The organism is Pseudomonas sp. RIT409 (genome assembly GCF_003052515.2).
Classification (GTDB): Bacteria; Pseudomonadota; Gammaproteobacteria; order Pseudomonadales; family Pseudomonadaceae; genus Aquipseudomonas.
The window spans coordinates 183,535-202,442 of sequence record NZ_QARE02000009.1; the positions used below are offsets into that span (position 1 = coordinate 183,535).

Consider the following 18,908-nt stretch of genomic DNA (forward strand, 5'->3'; position numbering starts at 1 on the left):
CTGGGTTCATGGTTGCCAGAGGGTCTGGGTGCCTTCGAGTTTGCGGTCTAGAAAGCTCGCCGCGCTGATCAATGCCAAGTGACTGAGGGCTTGAGGGGTGTTGCCCAAATGGTGGCCGCGGCTGTCGAATTCTTCGGCGTACAGGCCCAGTGGATTGGCATAGCGCAGCAACTGTTCGAATTCCAGATGGGCCTGTTCGACGCGTCCGGCGCGGGCCAGGCATTCGACGTACCAGAACGAGCAGGCAACGAACGCGCCCTCTTCTCCTTCCAGGCCATCACCGTAGCTGTCGTCGTTGCGATAGCGGTAAACCATGCCGTCGCGCACCAATGTGCGCTCGATCGCATCCAGCGTGGCCAACCATTTGGGGTCGCTGGCGCCGACGAAGCGCACCAGCGGCATCAACAGCATCGACGCGTCGAGGTTTTTGCTGCCTTTGTACTGGACGAAGTGGCCAAGGTCCTTGTCCCAGAAGTTCTCCCAGATGTCGTCGTGGATCGCTTGACGGGCCTTGTCCCAGCGGTCGAACGGCGCAGGCAGGGAGCGTTTGAGGGACAGGCGCAGGGCGCGGTCCAGCGCGACCCAGCACATCAGCCGCGAATGCAGGAAGTGCTGATCTTCGCCACGCATTTCCCAAATGCCGACATCCTTGCTCTGCCATTTTTCGCACAGGTCATCGACCAGCCGGGTGGCGTTTTTCCAGCCCTCATGGGAGATCGCCTCGCCGTATTTGTTGGCCAGGTAGACGGCGTCCATCAGTTCGCCGTAGATGTCCAACTGCGTTTGCTTGTAAGCCTCGTTGCCGATGCGCACAGGGGTGGCGCCGCCGTAACCGGCGAGGTGATCGAGGGTTTCCTCGGGCAACTCTTCCCGGCCATCCAGCGAATAGAGAATGCCCAGTTTGCGCGATTCCTCACAGCAATCCCCCATACGCCCGCGCACCCACTGCATGAAGGCGTTGGCCTCTTCGGTATAGCCCAGACGCATGAAGGCGTAGACGGTGAAGGAGGCGTCGCGTATCCAGGTGTAGCGGTAATCCCAATTGCGCTCGCCGCCCTGTTCCTCCGGCAAGCCAAACGTCGCAGCGGCAACGATACCGCCGTGTTTGCGCGAGGTCAGCAGCTTGAGCGCCAGTGCCGAGCGGTTGACCGTCTCTCGCCAGCGCCCGCGGTAGTTGGCATGACGGCTCCAGCGCTGCCAGAAGTGCACCGTATTCTTCAGGTCGCCATCGCACTGGCTGGCTTTCACGTTGACGTCATCCGCCCCGCCAAGCATGAACTCGACGATATCGCCCTGCTTCATTCTGAATTCGGCAACGGCGGCATTCCCGTCGAGCTTCAAGGGTATGGTCGCCGACAAGCGCAAGGCCGGTTGGCCTTTTGCTTCGAAACGCACGTCTTCGCCGTCCAAGGTCGCCTTCGTCTCGGCGCGGCTGTAATCGTGACGAACGCGGCACAGCATTCGCCCCCGCGCAGCGCCGTGGCGGACATGAATGCGCCGGACTAGGCGGGGCAGTTCGTCCACATCCGAGGCGATCGGCATCAGGTCGGTGACCTCCACCACGGCATCTTCGCCGATCCAGCGGGTCATCAACACATTGGTTTCGGGCAGGTAGAGCTGTTGGCGCCGGGCATCCGGGAGAACGGGCGACAGTTGGAAAATGCCTGCCTCCGGGGTGTCGAGCAGCGCGCTGAAAATCGTCGGGCTGTCGAAGTCTGGCCAACAGCAGAAATCGATACTGCCGGTGTCGGCGATCAGTGCCGCACTGCGCATGTCGCCAATGATGCCGTGATGCTCGATGGCGTTCTGTGCTTCGTCACGCGGATCGGCTTCAGTGTGCGGGCGCTCAGCCATTGTTGCGGAACTCCGGGTAAAGGCTCATGCCACCGTCGATGAACAACGTCGCGCCGTGTACATAGTCCGAGGCGTCTGAGGCCAACCAGACGACGGCGTTGGCGACGTCTTCGGCCTCCCCCACGCGACCATAGGGGATCAGTTTCAACAGTTTCTTTTCTGCGTCGCCTGTGGTCGCCTCGGTGTTGATGGCCGTACGAATGGCGCCAGGGGCGATGCTGTTGACGCGAATCCGCTGCTCACCCACTTCCTGAGCGATGCTGCGCATCAGCAAGTCGACACCGCCTTTGGAGGCCGCGTAGTTGACATGGCCGGCCCAGGGAATCACCTGGTGAACCGAGCTCATGTGAATGATCTTGCCCAACGCCCGGGAAATGTCGGATCGGATGGTCTGTTTTGCGAACTGACGCAACGCGGCTCGGGCGCAGAGAAACTGGCCCGTGAGGTTGACGTTGATGACGGTGTTCCAGTCTTCGAGGGTCAATTCGGCGATCGCGGCGTCTTTCTGCAGACCGGAATTGGCCACCAGAATGTCGAGCCGCCCGAAAGCGTCGAGGGTCGCGGCGAAGAGTCTTTCGACTTCGTTCTCTTTGGAGACATCAGCACCGACGGCGATGGCTTGACCACCCGCAGCGCGGATCTCGTCCACCAGTTTTTCGGCGGGCTCTGGTTGGGAGTGGTAATTGACCACTACCGCCGCGCCGGACGCTGCCAGGCCTCTGGCGGCGCCAGCACCGAGACCGGAACTGGCACCCGTGACCAGAGCGACCTGGCCTTTCAAGGAAATCAGCATGGAATGTCGAGCCTCAGGTAAGCGTTTCAATGCTGACTGATCGGGTGCGGAGGAAGTTCAGTTGGACCGCACGCCGTTCAGCGAGCCCCGCGCGACCTTGTGCTGGATAGCGGTTGCGCTGGACGTCGGGCAAACCCGGTCCATACACTGTCGCGCATCATTTCTCAGGCGTTGAGAGCAGGGGTACGAATGTTGGGTAACGGGGGCCAGGCATGAACCGCAATGAGCTGCGTAAGGCGGATATCAACCTGATGGTGGTGTTCGAGACCTTGATGCAAGAGCGCAATGTGACCCGTGCCGCCGAAAAGCTTTTTCTGGGTCAGCCCACCATCAGTGCCGCGCTGAACCGGCTGCGGGCGTTGTTCAACGATCCGCTGTTCATTCGCGTCGGGCACCGCATGGAGCCCACGGCGCGGGCCAACGAGATCATTCATCACCTCTCCCCTGCACTGGATGCGATGTCGGTGGCGCTGAGCCTGACTCGCGAGTTCGACCCCGCCAGCAGTGACATGACCTTCCGTATCGGCCTGTCGGACGATGTCGAGTACAGCCTCCTGCCTCCACTGCTGCGTGCGATCCGCGAGGAAGCGCCGGGGGTGATTCTGGTGATCAAGCAAGTCAACTACTGGAATGTTTCGGAATTGCTCATGTCCGGCGAGATCACCGTCGGCGTTTGCCTGACCCGTGAACTGCCCGCCAACGCCAAGCGCAAGCTGCTGCGCAGCGTTCAGCCCATGGTGGTGCGTTCCGATGAGTCACCCGAGCCTTTGACCCTGGACGAATACTGCGCGCGGCCCCACGTCGTGGTGTCCCATGTCGCGAATATCTCGAGCTTTGCCGATGAGTGGCTGGCCGCGATCGGGCGCAAGCGTCAGGCGGTGTTGTCGGTTCCGCAATACAGCACCCTGCCCGCCCTCATGGCCGGTACCGATCTGCTGTGCAACCTGCCGGATCACTTGACGCTGGCAATGGGCAAGACGGGCTTGCTGCGCGGAGAACCCTTGCCGTTCATCACGCCGAACCTGGAGCTGTCGATGGTCTGGCTGAGCGTGATGGATACCGATCCGGCAGAGCGCTGGCTGCGCAAACGCCTGGAGCAGTTCATGGGGGACCACAGCACGCTCCCGCCCTTGCCCAAGGGATGAGCGACGCGCCTTGACCGACCGCCCCTCGCCTGGCGATCGGTCATGTGACGGACCTCAGCCGAAACGACCGGTGATGTAATCCTCGGTCTGGGTCTTGGTGGGCTTGGTGAAGATGGTGTCGGTGTCGCCGTGCTCGATCAGCTCGCCCAGGAACATGAACGCGGTGTAGTCCGAGCAGCGCGCGGCCTGTTGCATGTTGTGGGTGACGATGACCACGGTGAACTGCTCTTTGAGTTCGGTGATCAGCTGTTCGATGCGGCCGGTGGAGATCGGGTCCAGCGCTGAGGTCGGTTCATCGAGCAACAACACCTGCGGACGCAACGCAATGGTGCGGGCAATGCACAGGCGCTGCTGCTGACCACCCGACAAACCCTGGGCATTCTTGTCCAGCTTGTCTTTCACTTCGTCCCACAGGGCTGCACCGCGCAGGGCCTCCTCGACGCGGTCTTCCATTTCCCGACGGTTGAGCTTCTCGTGATGCTTGACGGCGTAGGAAATGTTGTCGCGAATCGTCATGGGAAACGGCACAGGCTTTTGGAAGACCATGCCCACGTGGCTGCGCAGACGGTTCATCGAGTAGCCCGGAGCGAGGATGTTTTCGCCGTTGAGCAGCACCTCGCCCTTGGCTTCCAACTTCGGGTACATCGAGTAGATCCGGTTGAAGACGCGCAACATGGTCGACTTACCGCAGCCCGAAGGGCCAATGATCGCGGTGATGCGCTTCTCCGGAATGGTCATGTTGATGTTCTTCAACGACTGATGGCCGTTGTAGAAAAAGTCGAGGTTGCGCACCTGGATCTTGGTTTTTTCGTCGGCAAGGGAAAGGTTGTTCATCAGGACGCCTTATTGCGCAAAAGAAGGAGACGGGAGCTGAGGCTCAGCACCAGTACGAAGAGAGTCATGATCAGTGCGCCAGCCCAGGCCAAGGAATGCCAGTCATCGAAGGGGCTCATGGCGTACTGGAAGATCACCACTGGAATGCTGGCGATCGGCTTGAGCAGGTCGCCGCTCCAGAACTGGTTGCCGAACGCGGTGAACAACAGGGGCGCGGTTTCACCGGTAATACGGGCCAGAGCCAACAGGATCCCGGTGATCACGCCCGCTCGAGCGGCACGCAGCACGATCTGCAAGGTCAACTTCCACTGGGGGACTCCCAGCGCCAGGGCGGCTTCCCGCATGGTCGCCGGTTGCAGTTGCAGCATCTCGTCGGTGGTGCGCACCACCACCGGGATCACCAGGAGTGCCAGGGCCAAGGCACCGGCGAAGGCCGAGAAGCCGACGCGATGATCAGTGACGGCGCTGATCGGCAAAATCACCGCGGTGTAGACGAACAGCCCGAGGACGATCGACGGCGCGGAGAGCAGAATGTCGTTGATGAAGCGAACGGCGTTGCCCAGCTTGGTGTGACGGGCAAACTCGGCCAGCCAGATCCCGGCCATCAGGCCGATCGGCGTGCCGATGACCAGGCCCAGGCCGGACATCAGGAAGCTGCCGTAGAACGCGTTGGCCAGCCCGCCCTCGGCGCCCGGCGGCGGGGTCATTTCGGTGAACAGGCGCAGGTTGAGCGCTTGAAAGCCATTGATGACTGTGGTGAACAGAATCCACACCAGCCACAGCAGACCGAACACGGTCGCGCCACAACTGAGCACCATGGCGAGCTTGTTTTTGAAAGCCCGCATCCGGTACAGATTTTCATTATCGGCCTTGCTCATACACCCTCCTTGCGCGACAGACGAGACAGCATCAGACGGGCGATGGCCAGCACGATGAAAGTGACGACAAACAACAGGAAGCCCAGCGCGATCAGCGACGAGCGATGCAAATCGGTGTACGCCTCGCTGAATTCGTTGGCGATCACCGAGGCGATCGAGCTGCTGGGCATCATCAACGATGCGGAGAACTGGTGCGCATTGCCCAACACGAAAGTCACCGCCATGGTTTCACCGAGGGCGCGACCGAGACCGAGAAAAATCCCGCCCACGACGGCCGTGCGGGTGTAGGGCAAAACGATGTCCCACACCACTTCCCACGTCGTGCCCCCCAAGGCATAGGCCGACTCTTTGAGGGCCACTGGCACGGTGCGAAATACTTCGGTCATGACCGAGGTGATAAACGGAATGATCATGATCGCCAGGACGATGCCGGCCGTCAGCATCCCGATGCCCAGTGGCGGGCCTTGAAACACCGGGCCGATCAGCGGCAGCGCCCCCAGGTTGTCGTTGATCCACGGCGCCAGGTAGGCCGCCATGAACGGGCCGAAGACGAACAGGCCCCACATGCCGTAGATGATCGAAGGGATGCCCGCGAGCAGTTCGACGGCCGACGCGATCGGTGTACGCAACCAGGGCGGGGCGACTTCAGTCAGAAAAATCGCAATGCCGAAGCTCACCGGAACGGCGATCAGCAAGGCGAGAAAGGACGTGACGAGGGTGCCATAGATCGGCACCAGTGCGCCGAAGTGGCCGTTTACCGCGTCCCATTCGGTACTGGTAAGAAATTCGAAACCAAAGGTCTTGAACGCCAGGGCTCCGCCCCACAGCGTCGAGCCAGCGATACTCGCCAGCAACAGCAGAACCAACAGAGCCGCGCCCAGCATCGCGCGCCTGAACCAGGCATCGTGACGGTGATCGCGGGCCGCTCGTTTTTCGCTCTCGGATTCCACATCCGGAATAACAGCGGACATATATTGGGTGTTCTCAGTCATGTTGGGTCCACTCGCAAGGAAACCCTGTCACCGAGCGCTCGATGACAGGGGTAAGCCGGGTTGCATCGAGCTGTTACTTGAACTCGGTTTTCCAGTAAGTCTCGATCTTGCTCACCAGCTCTTTGGGCAATGGCACGTAGTCCAGCGACTCGGCCTGAGCCTGACCGTTCTCGAGGGACCACTTGAAGAAATCGAAAGCGGCCTTGCTTTCATCGGCTTTCTTCGGCTGCTTGTACATGATGATCCAGGTGGTTGCCGTGATCGGCCATGCCTCGGCGCCCGGTGCGTTGGTCATGATCAGGTTGAAGTCCTTGGCGCTCGCCCAGTCAGCGGTGGCCGCGGCAGCCGCGAAGCTCTTGGCGCTAGGCTCGACCACTTTGCCGGCCGCGTTTTGCAGCTTGGCGTAAGCGATGTTGTTGGTTTTGGCGTAAGCGAACTCCACGTAGCCGATCGAGCCTTTGATCTGCTTCACGTAGGCGGCCACCCCTTCGTTGCCCTTGCCACCGACACCGACCGGCCACTGCACGGCGGAACCCTCGCCCACGGCGGATTTCCACTCAGGGCTGACCTTGCTCAGGTAATTGGTGAAGTTGAAGGAAGTGCCCGAGCCGTCCGAACGATGAACGACGGTGATGTTGGTTTCTGGCAGTTTCAGACCGGCGTTCAGCTTGGCGATCGCAGGGTCGTTCCATTTGGTGATCTTGCCTTGGAAGATGTCAGCCAGCGTCTTGCCGTCCAGTTCCAGTTTGCCGCCTTCTACGCCTTCAACGTTGATGACCGGCACGATGCCGCCAATCACGCTTGGAAACTGGCCCAGGCCGCTGGCCTGCAGGTCTTCAGCTTTCAGCGGGGCATCGGAGGCACCGAAATCGACGGTGGCTGCCTTGATTTGCGCGATACCACCGCCCGAACCGATGGATTGGTAGTTAACTTTGTTGCCGGATTTTGTGCTGTACTCGGTCGCCCATTTGGAAATGACTGGAAAAACGAAGCTCGAACCAGCACCAGTGACGTCCGTAGCGTGTGCCATTCCGGACAGGGCCATGGAAGCCAGCAGGAGTGACAGGCGTGTTTTTGTCAGCAGATTCACGGCAATACCTCAACAAGAGAGTGTGGGTTTGTGGTCAGAGTCGAGACCCGATGCAGATTTAAAACCCCAAACATTTCTGTTTGATGACAATCTCTAGACAGGCCTGAAAATCCCCCTGGTTTTGTAGGCCGATGCTGACAGCCTGTGCACACTAAACCCCCGAATTCACTGGAGAATCCGGGGGTTGTCTAGACGACGCAGAATTAGTGTCAATGCGCCACATCGCGACCGCCTATTCCCCGCGTCAACAGGATTTCAGCGGGGTTTATGACGTAAAGATGTCAGTTACGTGGCAAAGCGAGGTTCAGGGCAGTCATTTGGCGGCGGATGCCTTTGCATCATGTGTTTCAAAGTTTTGCCCAGGGTCCATCTCATCGGCCACGAAGGTTTTCTGCGGCTGCATCGTGAACGTCATCAACACGCCGAACGCCAGCACCCCGATGGAGATGAGAAATGGCAATGCCCAATTGCCAGTCTGATCGATCAGGTAGCCGGCCAGCACGGGGCTGATGATGGTCGCCGTGGCGGCCGTCCCGTTCATGATCCCGCTTGCCGTTCCGGCGCGATCGGACGCAATGTCCATCGGCACGGCCCACATCGGCCCAACCGTCATCTCGTTGAAAAACAGCGCCATGGCCAGAAACACGAGCGAGTACATCGGCTCCTGAAACAGCAGCACGGGAATCAGGGACAGCCCGGTGCACGCCATGCAGACCGCCACCAAGTAGCTGCGTGCCACCTTCACATTGCCGGTCTTGCGCAGCAGCCGATCACTGATCATCCCGCCGAGCAAGTCACCCACGACACCGGCAAAAAAGACCCCGGAGGTGAACAACACGGCATTCTTGATGTTCATCTGGTAGTTGTGCATGAAGTACATCGGGATCCAGCTGAGCATCAGCCAGAGAATCCAGTTGTAGCAGAAGTACACACTGGACACCGGCAACATGCGCCGGAACAGACGACCATAGGTGCCCGGCGCATCGATGCGCCGGGGCTTCGGCACTGGCAACGCCGCCAGTTCTTCAGCTGTGATGCGCGGATGGTCGGCGGGCTTTTCAGTGTAAGTGACGTACCACAGCACCACCCAGCCGAAGCTCAAGCCACCGAGCAGGTAAAACGAAAAGCGCCAGTCATAGGCCGTCATCAATGCCGCCACGATCAGCGGCGCACAGGCGTTACCCAGCCGAGCCGCTGCGTGGGTAATGCCTTGCGCGAAGCCGCGCCGGTCCTTCGACACCCAGGCTGCCATCGCGCTGGTCGAGGCTGGAAAGGTCGCGCCCTCCCCCAACCCCAGCAACATGCGCGCCGCCACCAGGCTCAAAAATCCACCGGCCATACCGGTGAGCACCGTTGCCCCGGCCCATATAAAGGCACAGACGATCAGGGTGCGCTTGGCGCCATAGCGGTCGCTGACCCAACCGCCGATGAACTGGAACACCATGTAGGGGTACGCGAAGGCCGAGAAGATGAAACCCAGTTGCGTATTGCTCAAGCCCAGCTCGCTGCTGAACTGCCCGGCGGCGGTGCTGACGTTGACGCGGTCCACGTAAGTGATGAAATACATCAGGCACAACAGCGCCATGACGACAGTGGAAGCCTTGATTTTGAGACGGTTCATGAGTGCGGTCCTCAGTGCTTTTTATAGTTGTTCACTAACGCGCTTTCAGGTTTTCAGGACGCGAGAATCGCCCCCTCTCGCAGCAACTCGGCCACTTGGCCGGCGTCATAGCCGTATTCGGCAAGAATTTCCCGAGTGTGCTCACCCAACAAGGGCGAAGGCCGGTTGACCTGCTTGGGCGTCTCGGAGAAACGGATCGGCAAGGCAATGCTGCGCGCCGCGCCGGTGACCGGATGATGGGTCTCGACGATCATCTCGCGCTCCAGAATCTGCGGATGCTCGACGGCTTGCGAGATGTCGAGCACCGCGCCAACCGGCAGGCCCGCCGCATCGAGCCGCGCGACCCAGTTGTCCGTGGTGTCCTGAACCAGGCATGCCGTGATCAATTCGACCAGTGCGTCGCGGTGAGTCATGCGCAGCACATTGGTGGCAAAACGCGGGTCATCGCTGATGTGGGGCGCATCCAGCACCTGCAACAGCCGTTCGTAGTTGCCTTGGTTGGCCGCACCGATGTTGATCCAGCCATCTTGCGTCCTGAACGCCTGATACGGCGTACTGGTGGAATTGGCCGAGCCCATCTTCGGCAGGATCACGCCTTCGGAGAAATAATTCGCGGCTGGCCAGTACATCTGCTGGAACCCCGCCTCCAGCAAAGAGGTGTCGACGACCTGACCCAGGCCGGTTTTCTGCTTGTGGGCATACGCGGCGGCGATGCCCAATGCCGCGAGAATGCCCGCGTTGATGTCGGCAATCGGCGAACCCGCCTTGATCGGCGCCTGGCCCGGCTCGCCTGTGGCGCTCATCAAACCAGACAAGCCTTGGGCGATGAGATCGAAACCGCCCTTGTCCGCATACGGCCCTGTACGCCCGTACCCGGATACCGAGCAATAAATGAGCCCCGGGTTGAGTTGCTTGAGCGTCTCGTAACCCAGGCCAAGCTTCTCCATGGTGCCTTTTCGGTAGTTCTCAGTGACCACATCGGCCTCGCTGAGCATGCGTCGCAAGACCTCCTTCCCGCCTTCGGTCTTCAAGTTCAGTGCGATGTCACGCTTGTTGCGGTTGAGGATCATGAACGACGCCGACTCGCCGTGATCGAGAATCGGTGCAAAACGCCGGCAGTCGTCGCCGTCCATTTTTTCCACCTTGATCACGTCGGCCCCCATGTCGGCGAGCATCATCCCGCAGATGGGGCCGGACATGATGTGCGACAGCTCGATGACTTTCATGCCTTGCAATGGACCGGCCATATCATTTGCCTCCGAAAACAGGTGTGCGTTTGGCGAGGAAGGCCTGGTAGCCGATCTGAAAATCTTCGGTGGCAAAGCAGTCGAACGCCTCGTCGTATTCCTCCGCGCTCAATGGCGACGGGTCGAGGCTGCGCTGGACGAAGCGCTTGTGCCAGCGCGCCACCAAGGGCGCGCCATCGGCGATGCGTCGCGCGGCGAGCATGGCCGCTTCTTCGACTTCGTCATCAGCCACCACCCGGCTGACGATGCGTTTTTGCAGCGCCTCCTGCGCGCCGAACACCCGGCCTTCCAACAGCATTTCCAGCGTGACGTCAGGGCCGGCAATGCGCATCAGGCCGCCCATTTCGTCGTGGGACATGGCCAGGCCCAGCTTGTTGACCGGTACGCCAAAGCGACTCGACTCACCGCAGATGCGCAGGTTGCAGAGCGAGGCAATGCCCAGCCCGCCCCCCACGCAGATACCGTGAATCATCGCCACGAGCGGGTGGCGGCATCGGGCAAGGGTGCGCAAGGCACCGTGCATCACGGGTCCGTAGTGCCGTGCTTGCGCCTGGTTGCCACGATGGGTTTCGAATTCGGAAATGTCATTGCCGGGACCGAACGCCCGGGTCCCGGCCCCCCGGATGACAATGCAGCGTACCTGGTCGTCAGTATCGAGCATGGCCATCGTGTCATTGAGCGACTGCCACATCGACAGCGTGGTGGCGTTTAGTTTTTCCGGGCGATTGAGGATAACGGTGGCAATGCCGCCGTCGCGCTCAACGAGCACTTCTGGCGAGCGGAAATGAGGAGGGTTCATAGGTGTACCTTTTTATTTTTGGGATACCATTTCACAGGTTTGGCATCCCAAATATAGGACGACTATTTTTATGCGCAAGGCTTTTTTTGCATAAAATGACAGCCGCTGATGGGCAAAGATGAACGCGGACGCCAGCGATTTCGACCTTCAGCCCCCTAAACGTGGATTTCCCATAGAAAAAAATCGGCGTCATCGCGATAATCGCTCGCACGATGAAAATGATGTATGGGATACCAAGAGAGGGAAGGATGTCCGAAACCGGTCAGCTGACGAATATCAACGAGGCCGCTTACGCTGCCCTGCGCGATCGCATCATCAGTGGCGAGCTGATGCCGGGGGCGCCGCTGTCGGAGCGAGCCCTGTGCGAGGAACTGGACGTTTCCCGGACGCCGTTACGTGAGGCCATCAAAATGTTGGCCCGCGAAGGGCTGGTGGAAATCTCCGCCACCCGGCGTGCACGGGTCGCGAGCGTGAGCCTGGAAGAAGCGGCGAACATGTTGACCCTGTTAGCCGCGCTGGAAGGTCTATCGGGTGAACAGGCCTGTCAGAAAATATCGGCCAGTGAAATCGCCGAGCTGGAGGCTTTGCAGGCCGCCATGCGGCTGTCCCATGAGCAGAACGACCTGAGCAGCTACTTCAATCTGAATCAGCAGATCCATCTCAAAATCCTGCAGGTGGCCGACAACCGGGTTCTGTCGGAAATGTTCAATAACCTCAACGCCCGGCTGCGCCACGTGCGTCGCCGGTTGAACCCGACCCCCGGCCGCTGGCAGCAAGCGATCAATGAGCACGAGCAAATGCTGACGTATCTGAAAAAGGGCGAAAGCAAGAAACTGCGCGCCCTGATGGAAGATCACCTGCGCAACAAGATCGATGTGTTTCTGGCGACGATGCTCGAGCACGGGATTGTGAGTGTGCAGCGCTCCGCATAGCACCTGATCGCCTTCCCGACTCTACCGCTTGTCGGCAGAAGGGCACCTCTGAACACCGTCGCTTGACCAATGGGTATCCACAACAGAAAAGGGATTCACATCATGATCAAGACCCGATTGACTGCCCTGACCCTCGCAGCCCTGATGACGGCAGCCACCGGCTCGGCGTTCGCCGGCTCCACCGGCCCCACCGACCCGGTCGACAGCAGCACCACAACCGGGCCTCGCTCCAGCAGCGCGGGCCCGAATACGGACGGCACGCCGAAAACGCCGACCACCTCGACACCCGGCACTAAAGGCATGGGCAGCTCCGACGGTAATGGCAGTACCGGTCAGGGTGGGATGAACAACGGCAGCGGCACCGGCAGCAGCTCGACGGGTTCGAGCGGGTCGAAATAAGCTCCCGTCATGTGTTCCCTGGCAGTGTGGATGGCTGTCGAAGCTTGAATCAGGCATCGCCCATCCGCACCGCCCTTCATGCCACGGCATTTCTTCTGCTTTCCTCCCATCTTCTGCGCGATCGTCTGGCTCGCCGCTCGTTTTCCTCGCCTTACTTCCTTTAATTGGCCTACTCGTCAATCACCTGATTGGATACTGGCAATTGCACAAGTCCCCACTACTATGGCAACGGTTGAAATGACGATCTCGTTGCGACGGAGACACCCGCATGACCCAAGAAGTAGCCTCTAACACCGTAAAAATCTACGCCGCGCATGGACGTTCCGAGGAACTTGGGGAGTACCTCGCCAGCGTCGTAGAGCGCTTACCCTCCCTCCCCGGTTGCTTGAGTTGTGGGCTGAACCGAGACGCCCAAGACAGCGACCTGTGGGTCATCGATGTGCACTGGTCATCCTGCCAAGCCATGTCGGAGCACTTCGCCAAACCCAGCAACGAAGGCCTCAATGGACTGCTCAGCAATTGCTTCGTGCGTCAGGTGGTGTTCGACAGCGACGTTGAACGCTGCGAATTGCCGGGCGCCGTCTGAGGCGGTACGACTGCACAACGCACTTTAACCAAGCGCTTTAATTGCCTGTTAAGTAAACCAATCGTCTGATTCATAACCGTTGGGAAGGCAATTGCGGGTGCGCGGTGGCGAACTCATGCTCAGGGATTACGCTTTGCGACGTGCGGCAAGCGCGGTTATTGCACCCGGCGGTAATGGCGGCTTGCCTCAATTCTCCAGAGGTCATGCCATTATGAGAGTGATAAGCCTAAGCCTGATCGCGTTGGCGGTATCGGCGGGATATGTCCGATCCGTAGAAGCAGAAGCCTTCGTCAGTGACCAAGCCGATGCCAAAGGCTTCGTCGAAGACGCCCAGTTGAATGTGCTGTTGCGCAACTATTACTTCAACCGCGACGGCAAAGAGGGTGCCGGTGATCGGCGAGACTGGTCCCAAGCGGCGTTGGCCAATTTCAGTTCGGGTTTTACCCCTGGCACGGTCGGCTTCGGGGTGGATGCGTTTGGCTGGTATGGCCTCAAGCTCGATGGCGGCGCGGGGCATTCCGGCACCGGCAACATTCCAGTGGACAGCAGCGGTAGCCCGGAAGATGAATTCGGCACCGCAGGGGGCGCCCTCAAAATCCGCGTCTCGAAAACCGAACTCAAATGGGGAACGATGCAACCCACCGCTCCGGTTTTCGCTGCTGGGGGTACCCGCCTTTTCCCACAGACCGCGACGGGCTTCAGCCTGCAAAGCAGCGAAATTACAGGCCTGGACCTGGAAGGCGGCCATTTCACCGCAGGGAATGGCCCGCAACACACCAGCGCCAGCGGCGAGTTGTACGCCAGTTACGCAGGCGTCACTACCCGGCAGGTGGATTTTGTGGGGGGCAAATACGCGATCAATGACAGCCTTTCAGTGCAGCTCTACGGCTCTGAATTCAAGGCTGTGTGGCGCCAGTACTACGTCAACGCCAACTATGCGATGGCCTTGCCAAGCGAACAGGCGCTGACGTTCGATTTCAACCTCTACCGCACCAACGACGAAGGGCAAGCCGAGGCTGGCGAGGTCAACAACACCACGTGGTCGCTGGCGGCGGCGTACAACTTCCTGGCCGGTCACACCTTTACCCTCGCCTATCAGAAGGTGCATGGCGATGAGCCCTTCGACTACGTGTCATTCGGTGACAACGGGCCGGGTACCACCGGCGATTCCATCTTCCTCGCCAACTCGGTCCAGTATTCGGATTTCAATGGCCCAGGGGAAAAATCCTGGCAGGCCCGCTACGACCTGGCCATGAGTGCTTATGGCATTCCGGGGCTGAGCTTCATGGCGCGCTATATCAACGGCCGCGACATCGATGGGACCAAAATGGCCGCCGACAGCCCCTACCGTGCCTACGGCTACGGCGAGGACGGCAAGCACCACGAAACCAACCTGGAAGCCAAATACGTCATCCAGGGCGGTCCGGCCAAAGACCTGTCGTTTCGCATCCGCCAGGCCTGGCATCGCGGCAACGCCGATCAGGCCGAGGGTGATCAAAACGAGTTTCGCCTGATCGTCGACTACCCGATTTCCGTGCTATGAGGCAGGATCCCGCGCCGTCGTGTCAGGCGGCGCGTAGCGCTAGGCGTCGATGCGCGGATTCAACCTTTGCCATCACAAGTCGATAACGTGGGAGTAGAGCCCAAACCCTGGGCTGCCATTGCTGAACGAAAGGCTTGAACATGCACGACATCTATCTGCTGGTGGAACACGGTCGCGAACAAGGGGAAGTGTCCGTTCTGGGCTGGTTCGACGACGAACACGCCGCCAAAGAAACCGCCGAAGCCATGGAGTGGAAGGCCTGGCGCGAGGCTTCGAAACGCCACCATCAATGGACCAGCCAACCCTTGCTCCCACCGGACCAAACCCCGCATCGCCGATTCTGGGTAAAGGGCATTTCCAAATTCGCCCACACCCCTGCGCCGCGCTCTTGGGCTGTGCATTGAGGCGCGGGTGGCGTGGGTGAGTGGGCTGGGCTTGGCGAGCTAGTTGCTCTGTTCCTTGATTAATCCTGACCGACGTGGCGGTTGGCCCACTCGATTTGACGGCGAGATGCAGCGCAACGCTGATCGTCAGAGGGATGGTGGCCGTCTTGAATGTCCGGGTTCAGGCGCGGAACTGAAAGAACGAGCGGGCGCTACCTAAGACATGGAATTCCATCAACAGCCAGGAAGGTCCTGAAGAGTGAAGGCACGGGTTGGAAATTCAGTGAATGCTTCCGAACGAACTTTGCACCGACTCCTCAACACCGTTGCGCCCAATACCCGAGGCTCATCAACAACGGTCACCCAATACCCTAACTTGAGCGCAGCGGAAACTCCTCAGGATTGGAAACTTACGGGCTTTCGACCAGGTTCCATAACCTTAGCTTCCTGGTCCACAAGCAAATGCTCGAACGCATCGCTACTATGACGCCTTGTGTGAGATCTTTCAGACTCCGAAATCGCTATGCATTGCACCCAATTGATTCTCACGTCACCGTGAGTCAATTCTGTAAAATTGCCATCCTTCCACAGAAACGGAAAGGTTATCCGTGAGGCCCAGATGACATTATCCAAGTTATAAGATTTCATCACGGCACACACAATGGCGTGACTAGCTGAATGTTTTTTCAGATAGTGTTATATCACTCGCTGAAATGTTCAAAATCCGCATGATTCATCTGAGCAGTACGCAGGACAGCCAAGGCATTTTCCGAAACAACCATCCTGTGATCTTCTGCAATACCGAAATCATCAGCACCTGCATCGCCCGTTACTTGAAACCAGACAAATTCTGGTAACTCCTGATGACCATGGATATTGAAAAACACCTCAGACTTACTGATCTGTACAGGCGCTAGACGAAATCCCGACAGAATTTTAGAAGAATGTTTTTGCCCAAGCGATTTTGTAATAATAAAACAAGGAAAGCTTTCAAGTATTTCATCACCGAGCCAACCCTCAAATTTGTAATCAAGTCGACTAACGATGGGAGGATGGGAACCGGTATCCATCACAGTGCCGTCTCCCAATCCGCCAGCCACTTCGGGCTCTATGAAAAAAAACATTTTCTGCTCCATCAGTCTGTAAGTGGCAGATTAATCTGCGCCCCGACCCTCTTATCAATTTCAGTTTCTTGGTTCAGCAAGTGTTGAGCAGCATTAGCCAGTTTTGCCAGAGGGAATGTTCTCGTTAGACCAGACGTGTGTTGCAGATGCTAATCTGTGCCGAGGTTGATCAATCCCACCTACAGATGCAGCTTCTTCATCAAACCCGCAATAGCCTTCATGCCGCGTGCATCTTAATAGATTCTTAGGAGGCACTGACACTTAGCCTATGACCGTCGAATGATAAGATCAAGCACGAACTCCAACAACTGCCAAAATCAAACTCTTTAAGTGATGGTTAGCCAATACTAAAAATAGCAAAGGAAAAACCTGGCCATGCATATCTATTCCTCATCCTCGTGACTCAATAGATATTCAAAAAAACTCGCGTAGCTACTCCAACTGTCGGGCTCATTGACAAATTCCATGGTATTCAGCTTATTTACCTCAACGGCGTCGCACCAGATAACTGATGGAGGTCTTGTAACGTTAAGCACGATCAAGCTTCCGGACGGTTCAGCTAGAACTACATAGTCCTGACTCAGGCCGGTGGCTGCTCTTATCCTTAGGGTCTCTTGGACAATATTAGTTGCCTCGCCATGGGCCGCGATTTCATGATGGCTAATGCCCCCGAGGAAGCCGCCACTATAAAATTCCGATATTATTTTAAAGTCATCTGGAAGTCTTACACCAAGAGCATCCTCAATTTGGCGTAGTTCTTCAGCAGAACATCCTTCAAAACCATATATTGCAATGTATTTGTCTTTCAGCTTCGCAATGTCAGTCATCACTACTCCTAATTGTTCTCAGATCGCCATTTCCAATATTCGCGAGTATCCACGTCGAATTTTTTCCTATCGGGCTGTATGGTTGGATGAGGCTTACTTCTTCCGTACTGACTATGCAATATATCTTGACCAGGCTTTCCAACTCCATGATAGCGGGTACTACCTTCAACGAGCGGCCCGGGAGCCTTTTGACCAAGATGATGTAAGGTTGCAAAGCTACCATCAGGCAGCTGAGGAGGCAATCCTTTAGCTGAAGCTTCCAAGTTAGATTTTCCAATAAATCTTTTATCCCCGGATGTTCTGATCTGACTCCAATTGATGTCGTTCCTCTGAAAAACTTTATAGTTGTATTTTGTTCCAGCAGGTCGGGTCGCACTCCAGTCCACTGGATTCTTGCTAAAAAACTCAGCATCCCTGCTATAAGACGCGGGTCGCGGAAGTGGAACCACCGCGACCTTGCCTCTCGGAACAATCTCCACATTCCCAAAATTAGATCCTACTCCTTGAACCTTTATCTCATACCGCGCATCAAACCACTTCCCGCCCTTACCGCCTAGCCCACCGCCCAGCAACGCTCCGCCGAAGGCCATCAGTTTCTGACCATCAGAGCCCTCGCCGAATAACTTTCCTCCCCCCCAGTTTCCGCCCAGGCCGCCAGTTATCCCTCCCACCAGGCCAGCGATGACGATCACCGGGCTCGCCAATACGAAGGCGCTGGCTAGGCCCAGCCCGAGAATGCCGCGCTCGAGCCATCCCGGCACTTCTGGGTTGATAGCATCGGTCGTTTCAGTCCCGCCCCCGATATTGACATTGCCCGAACCGGCACTGATCTTCCCGTCGCAGACCGTCCGATCGCCCACTCGCGCCGCTGGCTGACCATTGATATGAACGGTGTTGCTGCCTTGCGCAAGAATTTGCGGCGAGGAACTGTGCTTGTCGCAATGACCGGTATCGACATGCGCGCGAGCCGCGGCCCTGCCGTTGATGTGGACGTTGGGCGACCCCGTCAAGATCTTCCCCGCGTCATGGCAGGCAAACGACAGGCTTCCGATCAATTGTCCGATCCCGGCGCCCGTGGCTGCGCCTGCACCGACCATAGCGGCCAGCGCCACTGCGCCGAATCCACCGGTCCCGACAATTGCAATACCGACCAGTACTGCACCAGCGCCAATGGCGAGTCCGGCCAGGAGCCCGCCGAGTGCTCTGGAGTGCTCAATGGGATCGTCGTCCCGTGCAGCTGCGGCACTCATACGGCCACAGCCTCTCCATTGCCCTTATCCTCTGGGTCACCCACACGCCGTAACTCAAGCGTGTCGATGATGGAAAAGAACGCAGCGCGCTCCTCTGGGGTCATGCCTTTTGCGTTGTTGCTGGTCCCGGTGATTTGCATCAGCAAGGGCTGCTGCTGCTCGTCATGATGCAGAAAAATGACTTGCAGCTGATGCACAGGCTGGCCTTGCTGTCGCCATTTGAACTCCACCTGCCTTGCTTCGACGCCCGCGATTTGGGTAGGAAAAAGCGGCTCGACCCACTGCAGGTGTGAAAGAGACTTTCCAAGTTCTTTGAGCAATTGCTGCGCGACGGTTTCCAGATCAGCATCGCCCTCGACCGCCGATCGGCCCACCACCACCGACATGGGACTGGGTCCGATATCAGTGAGCGTGAACACATGAAAGGTCTTGTCCTTGAACCCAACGGGCCTGATGAAGCTCAGCTCGTTGGTCAGAAACCGTTCGGGCGGTGGTGGGGGTACTTCAAGCGCTTCTTGTGCCAGCCGTTCTTCTTCCTGACGTTGCTGTTCACGGATGCGCTTTTCCGAAATCCGATCGTACATGCTGGTTCGCTTGGGATACATCTCCAT

At 58.3% G+C, this 18,908-nt stretch carries 20 protein-coding genes; 6 read left to right on the plus strand and 14 right to left on the minus strand.

Annotation, left to right across the window (positions count from 1 at the left end; genetic code table 11):
* Positions 1 to 6: 6 nt before the first annotated feature.
* Complete coding sequence (locus DBP26_RS13860; RefSeq protein WP_108238000.1) at positions 7 to 1,854, minus strand: glycoside hydrolase family 15 protein; 1,848 nt, start codon at positions 1,852 to 1,854, stop codon at positions 7 to 9.
* Positions 1,847 to 2,647: a glucose 1-dehydrogenase gene (locus tag DBP26_RS13865; protein ID WP_108237999.1), complete on the minus strand. Its 801-nt coding sequence runs from the start codon at positions 2,645 to 2,647 to the stop codon at positions 1,847 to 1,849. Before DBP26_RS13865 ends, DBP26_RS13860 begins: the two co-directional genes overlap by 8 nt.
* A 212-nt stretch (positions 2,648 to 2,859) precedes the next feature.
* Between DBP26_RS13865 and DBP26_RS13870 the strand changes: the two genes are divergently transcribed.
* Positions 2,860 to 3,792, plus strand: a complete 933-nt coding sequence (locus DBP26_RS13870; RefSeq protein WP_108237998.1) for a LysR family transcriptional regulator — start codon at positions 2,860 to 2,862, stop codon at positions 3,790 to 3,792.
* A gap of 54 nt (positions 3,793 to 3,846) precedes the next feature.
* Here the strand turns inward: DBP26_RS13870 and pstB are convergent, their stop codons facing one another.
* The 7 genes from pstB to DBP26_RS13905 form a co-directional block, all read right to left on the minus strand.
* A complete protein-coding gene (pstB, locus tag DBP26_RS13875; RefSeq protein WP_108237997.1) occupies positions 3,847 to 4,626 on the minus strand; it encodes a phosphate ABC transporter ATP-binding protein PstB in 780 nt (259 codons plus the stop codon).
* Positions 4,626 to 5,504, minus strand: a complete 879-nt coding sequence (pstA, locus tag DBP26_RS13880; RefSeq protein WP_108237996.1) for a phosphate ABC transporter permease PstA — start codon at positions 5,502 to 5,504, stop codon at positions 4,626 to 4,628. The genes pstB and pstA overlap by 1 nt, the downstream gene beginning before the upstream one ends.
* Positions 5,501 to 6,496 carry a phosphate ABC transporter permease subunit PstC gene (gene pstC / locus DBP26_RS13885; protein WP_108237995.1) on the minus strand — a complete coding sequence of 332 codons (996 nt, stop codon included), beginning with the start codon at positions 6,494 to 6,496 and terminating at the stop codon, positions 5,501 to 5,503. Before pstC ends, pstA begins: the two co-directional genes overlap by 4 nt.
* Before the next feature lie 73 nt (positions 6,497 to 6,569).
* Positions 6,570 to 7,586 carry a phosphate ABC transporter substrate-binding protein PstS gene (pstS, locus tag DBP26_RS13890; protein WP_108237994.1) on the minus strand — a complete coding sequence of 339 codons (1,017 nt, stop codon included), beginning with the start codon at positions 7,584 to 7,586 and terminating at the stop codon, positions 6,570 to 6,572.
* A 313-nt stretch (positions 7,587 to 7,899) separates the two neighbouring features.
* Positions 7,900 to 9,207, minus strand: coding sequence for an MFS transporter (locus DBP26_RS13895; RefSeq protein ID WP_108237993.1), 1,308 nt, complete (start codon positions 9,205 to 9,207; stop codon positions 7,900 to 7,902).
* A 53-nt stretch (positions 9,208 to 9,260) separates the two neighbouring features.
* Entirely contained in the window at positions 9,261 to 10,454 is a 1,194-nt protein-coding gene (locus DBP26_RS13900) for a CoA transferase (RefSeq protein WP_218565120.1), read from the minus strand.
* A 1-nt stretch (position 10,455) separates the two neighbouring features.
* A complete protein-coding gene (locus DBP26_RS13905) occupies positions 10,456 to 11,253 on the minus strand; it encodes an enoyl-CoA hydratase-related protein (RefSeq protein ID WP_108237992.1) in 798 nt (265 codons plus the stop codon).
* 248 nt (positions 11,254 to 11,501) lie between these two features.
* Here DBP26_RS13905 and DBP26_RS13910 point away from each other — a divergent pair, with 248 nt between their 5' ends.
* The 5 genes from DBP26_RS13910 to DBP26_RS13930 all read left to right on the plus strand — a co-directional run bounded on the left by DBP26_RS13910 (position 11,502) and on the right by DBP26_RS13930 (position 15,117).
* Positions 11,502 to 12,185: a GntR family transcriptional regulator gene (locus DBP26_RS13910; protein ID WP_158541432.1), complete on the plus strand. Its 684-nt coding sequence runs from the start codon at positions 11,502 to 11,504 to the stop codon at positions 12,183 to 12,185.
* A gap of 102 nt (positions 12,186 to 12,287) precedes the next feature.
* Positions 12,288 to 12,584 (plus strand): hypothetical protein, encoded by a 297-nt coding sequence (locus DBP26_RS26960; protein WP_158541431.1) that lies wholly within the window; start codon positions 12,288 to 12,290, stop codon positions 12,582 to 12,584.
* Positions 12,585 to 12,852: 268 nt separating this feature from the next.
* Positions 12,853 to 13,170 (plus strand): antibiotic biosynthesis monooxygenase family protein, encoded by a 318-nt coding sequence (locus DBP26_RS13920; protein ID WP_108237989.1) that lies wholly within the window; start codon positions 12,853 to 12,855, stop codon positions 13,168 to 13,170.
* 211 nt (positions 13,171 to 13,381) lie between these two features.
* Positions 13,382 to 14,713: an OprD family porin gene (locus tag DBP26_RS13925; protein WP_108237988.1), complete on the plus strand. Its 1,332-nt coding sequence runs from the start codon at positions 13,382 to 13,384 to the stop codon at positions 14,711 to 14,713.
* Between the two features lie 140 nt (positions 14,714 to 14,853).
* A complete protein-coding gene (locus DBP26_RS13930) occupies positions 14,854 to 15,117 on the plus strand; it encodes a hypothetical protein (protein ID WP_108237987.1) in 264 nt (87 codons plus the stop codon).
* Positions 15,118 to 15,492: 375 nt separating this feature from the next.
* Here DBP26_RS13930 and DBP26_RS13935 read toward each other — a convergent pair whose 3' ends face one another.
* The 5 genes from DBP26_RS13935 to DBP26_RS13955 all read right to left on the minus strand — a co-directional run bounded on the left by DBP26_RS13935 (position 15,493) and on the right by DBP26_RS13955 (position 18,902).
* Entirely contained in the window at positions 15,493 to 15,744 is a 252-nt protein-coding gene (locus tag DBP26_RS13935) for a suppressor of fused domain protein (protein ID WP_108237986.1), read from the minus strand.
* 53 nt (positions 15,745 to 15,797) lie between these two features.
* The gene (locus DBP26_RS13940; RefSeq protein WP_108237985.1) at positions 15,798 to 16,220 is read right to left on the minus strand and encodes a hypothetical protein; all 423 of its coding nucleotides are present in this window, start codon (positions 16,218 to 16,220) and stop codon (positions 15,798 to 15,800) included.
* A gap of 383 nt (positions 16,221 to 16,603) precedes the next feature.
* Complete coding sequence (locus DBP26_RS13945) at positions 16,604 to 17,047, minus strand: SMI1/KNR4 family protein (protein ID WP_108237984.1); 444 nt, start codon at positions 17,045 to 17,047, stop codon at positions 16,604 to 16,606.
* A gap of 8 nt (positions 17,048 to 17,055) precedes the next feature.
* Positions 17,056 to 18,297 (minus strand): PAAR domain-containing protein, encoded by a 1,242-nt coding sequence (locus tag DBP26_RS13950; RefSeq protein WP_108576129.1) that lies wholly within the window; start codon positions 18,295 to 18,297, stop codon positions 17,056 to 17,058.
* Complete coding sequence (locus DBP26_RS13955; RefSeq protein ID WP_108238147.1) at positions 18,294 to 18,902, minus strand: DcrB-related protein; 609 nt, start codon at positions 18,900 to 18,902, stop codon at positions 18,294 to 18,296. The genes DBP26_RS13950 and DBP26_RS13955 overlap by 4 nt, the downstream gene beginning before the upstream one ends.
* Positions 18,903 to 18,908: the final 6 nt, after the last annotated feature.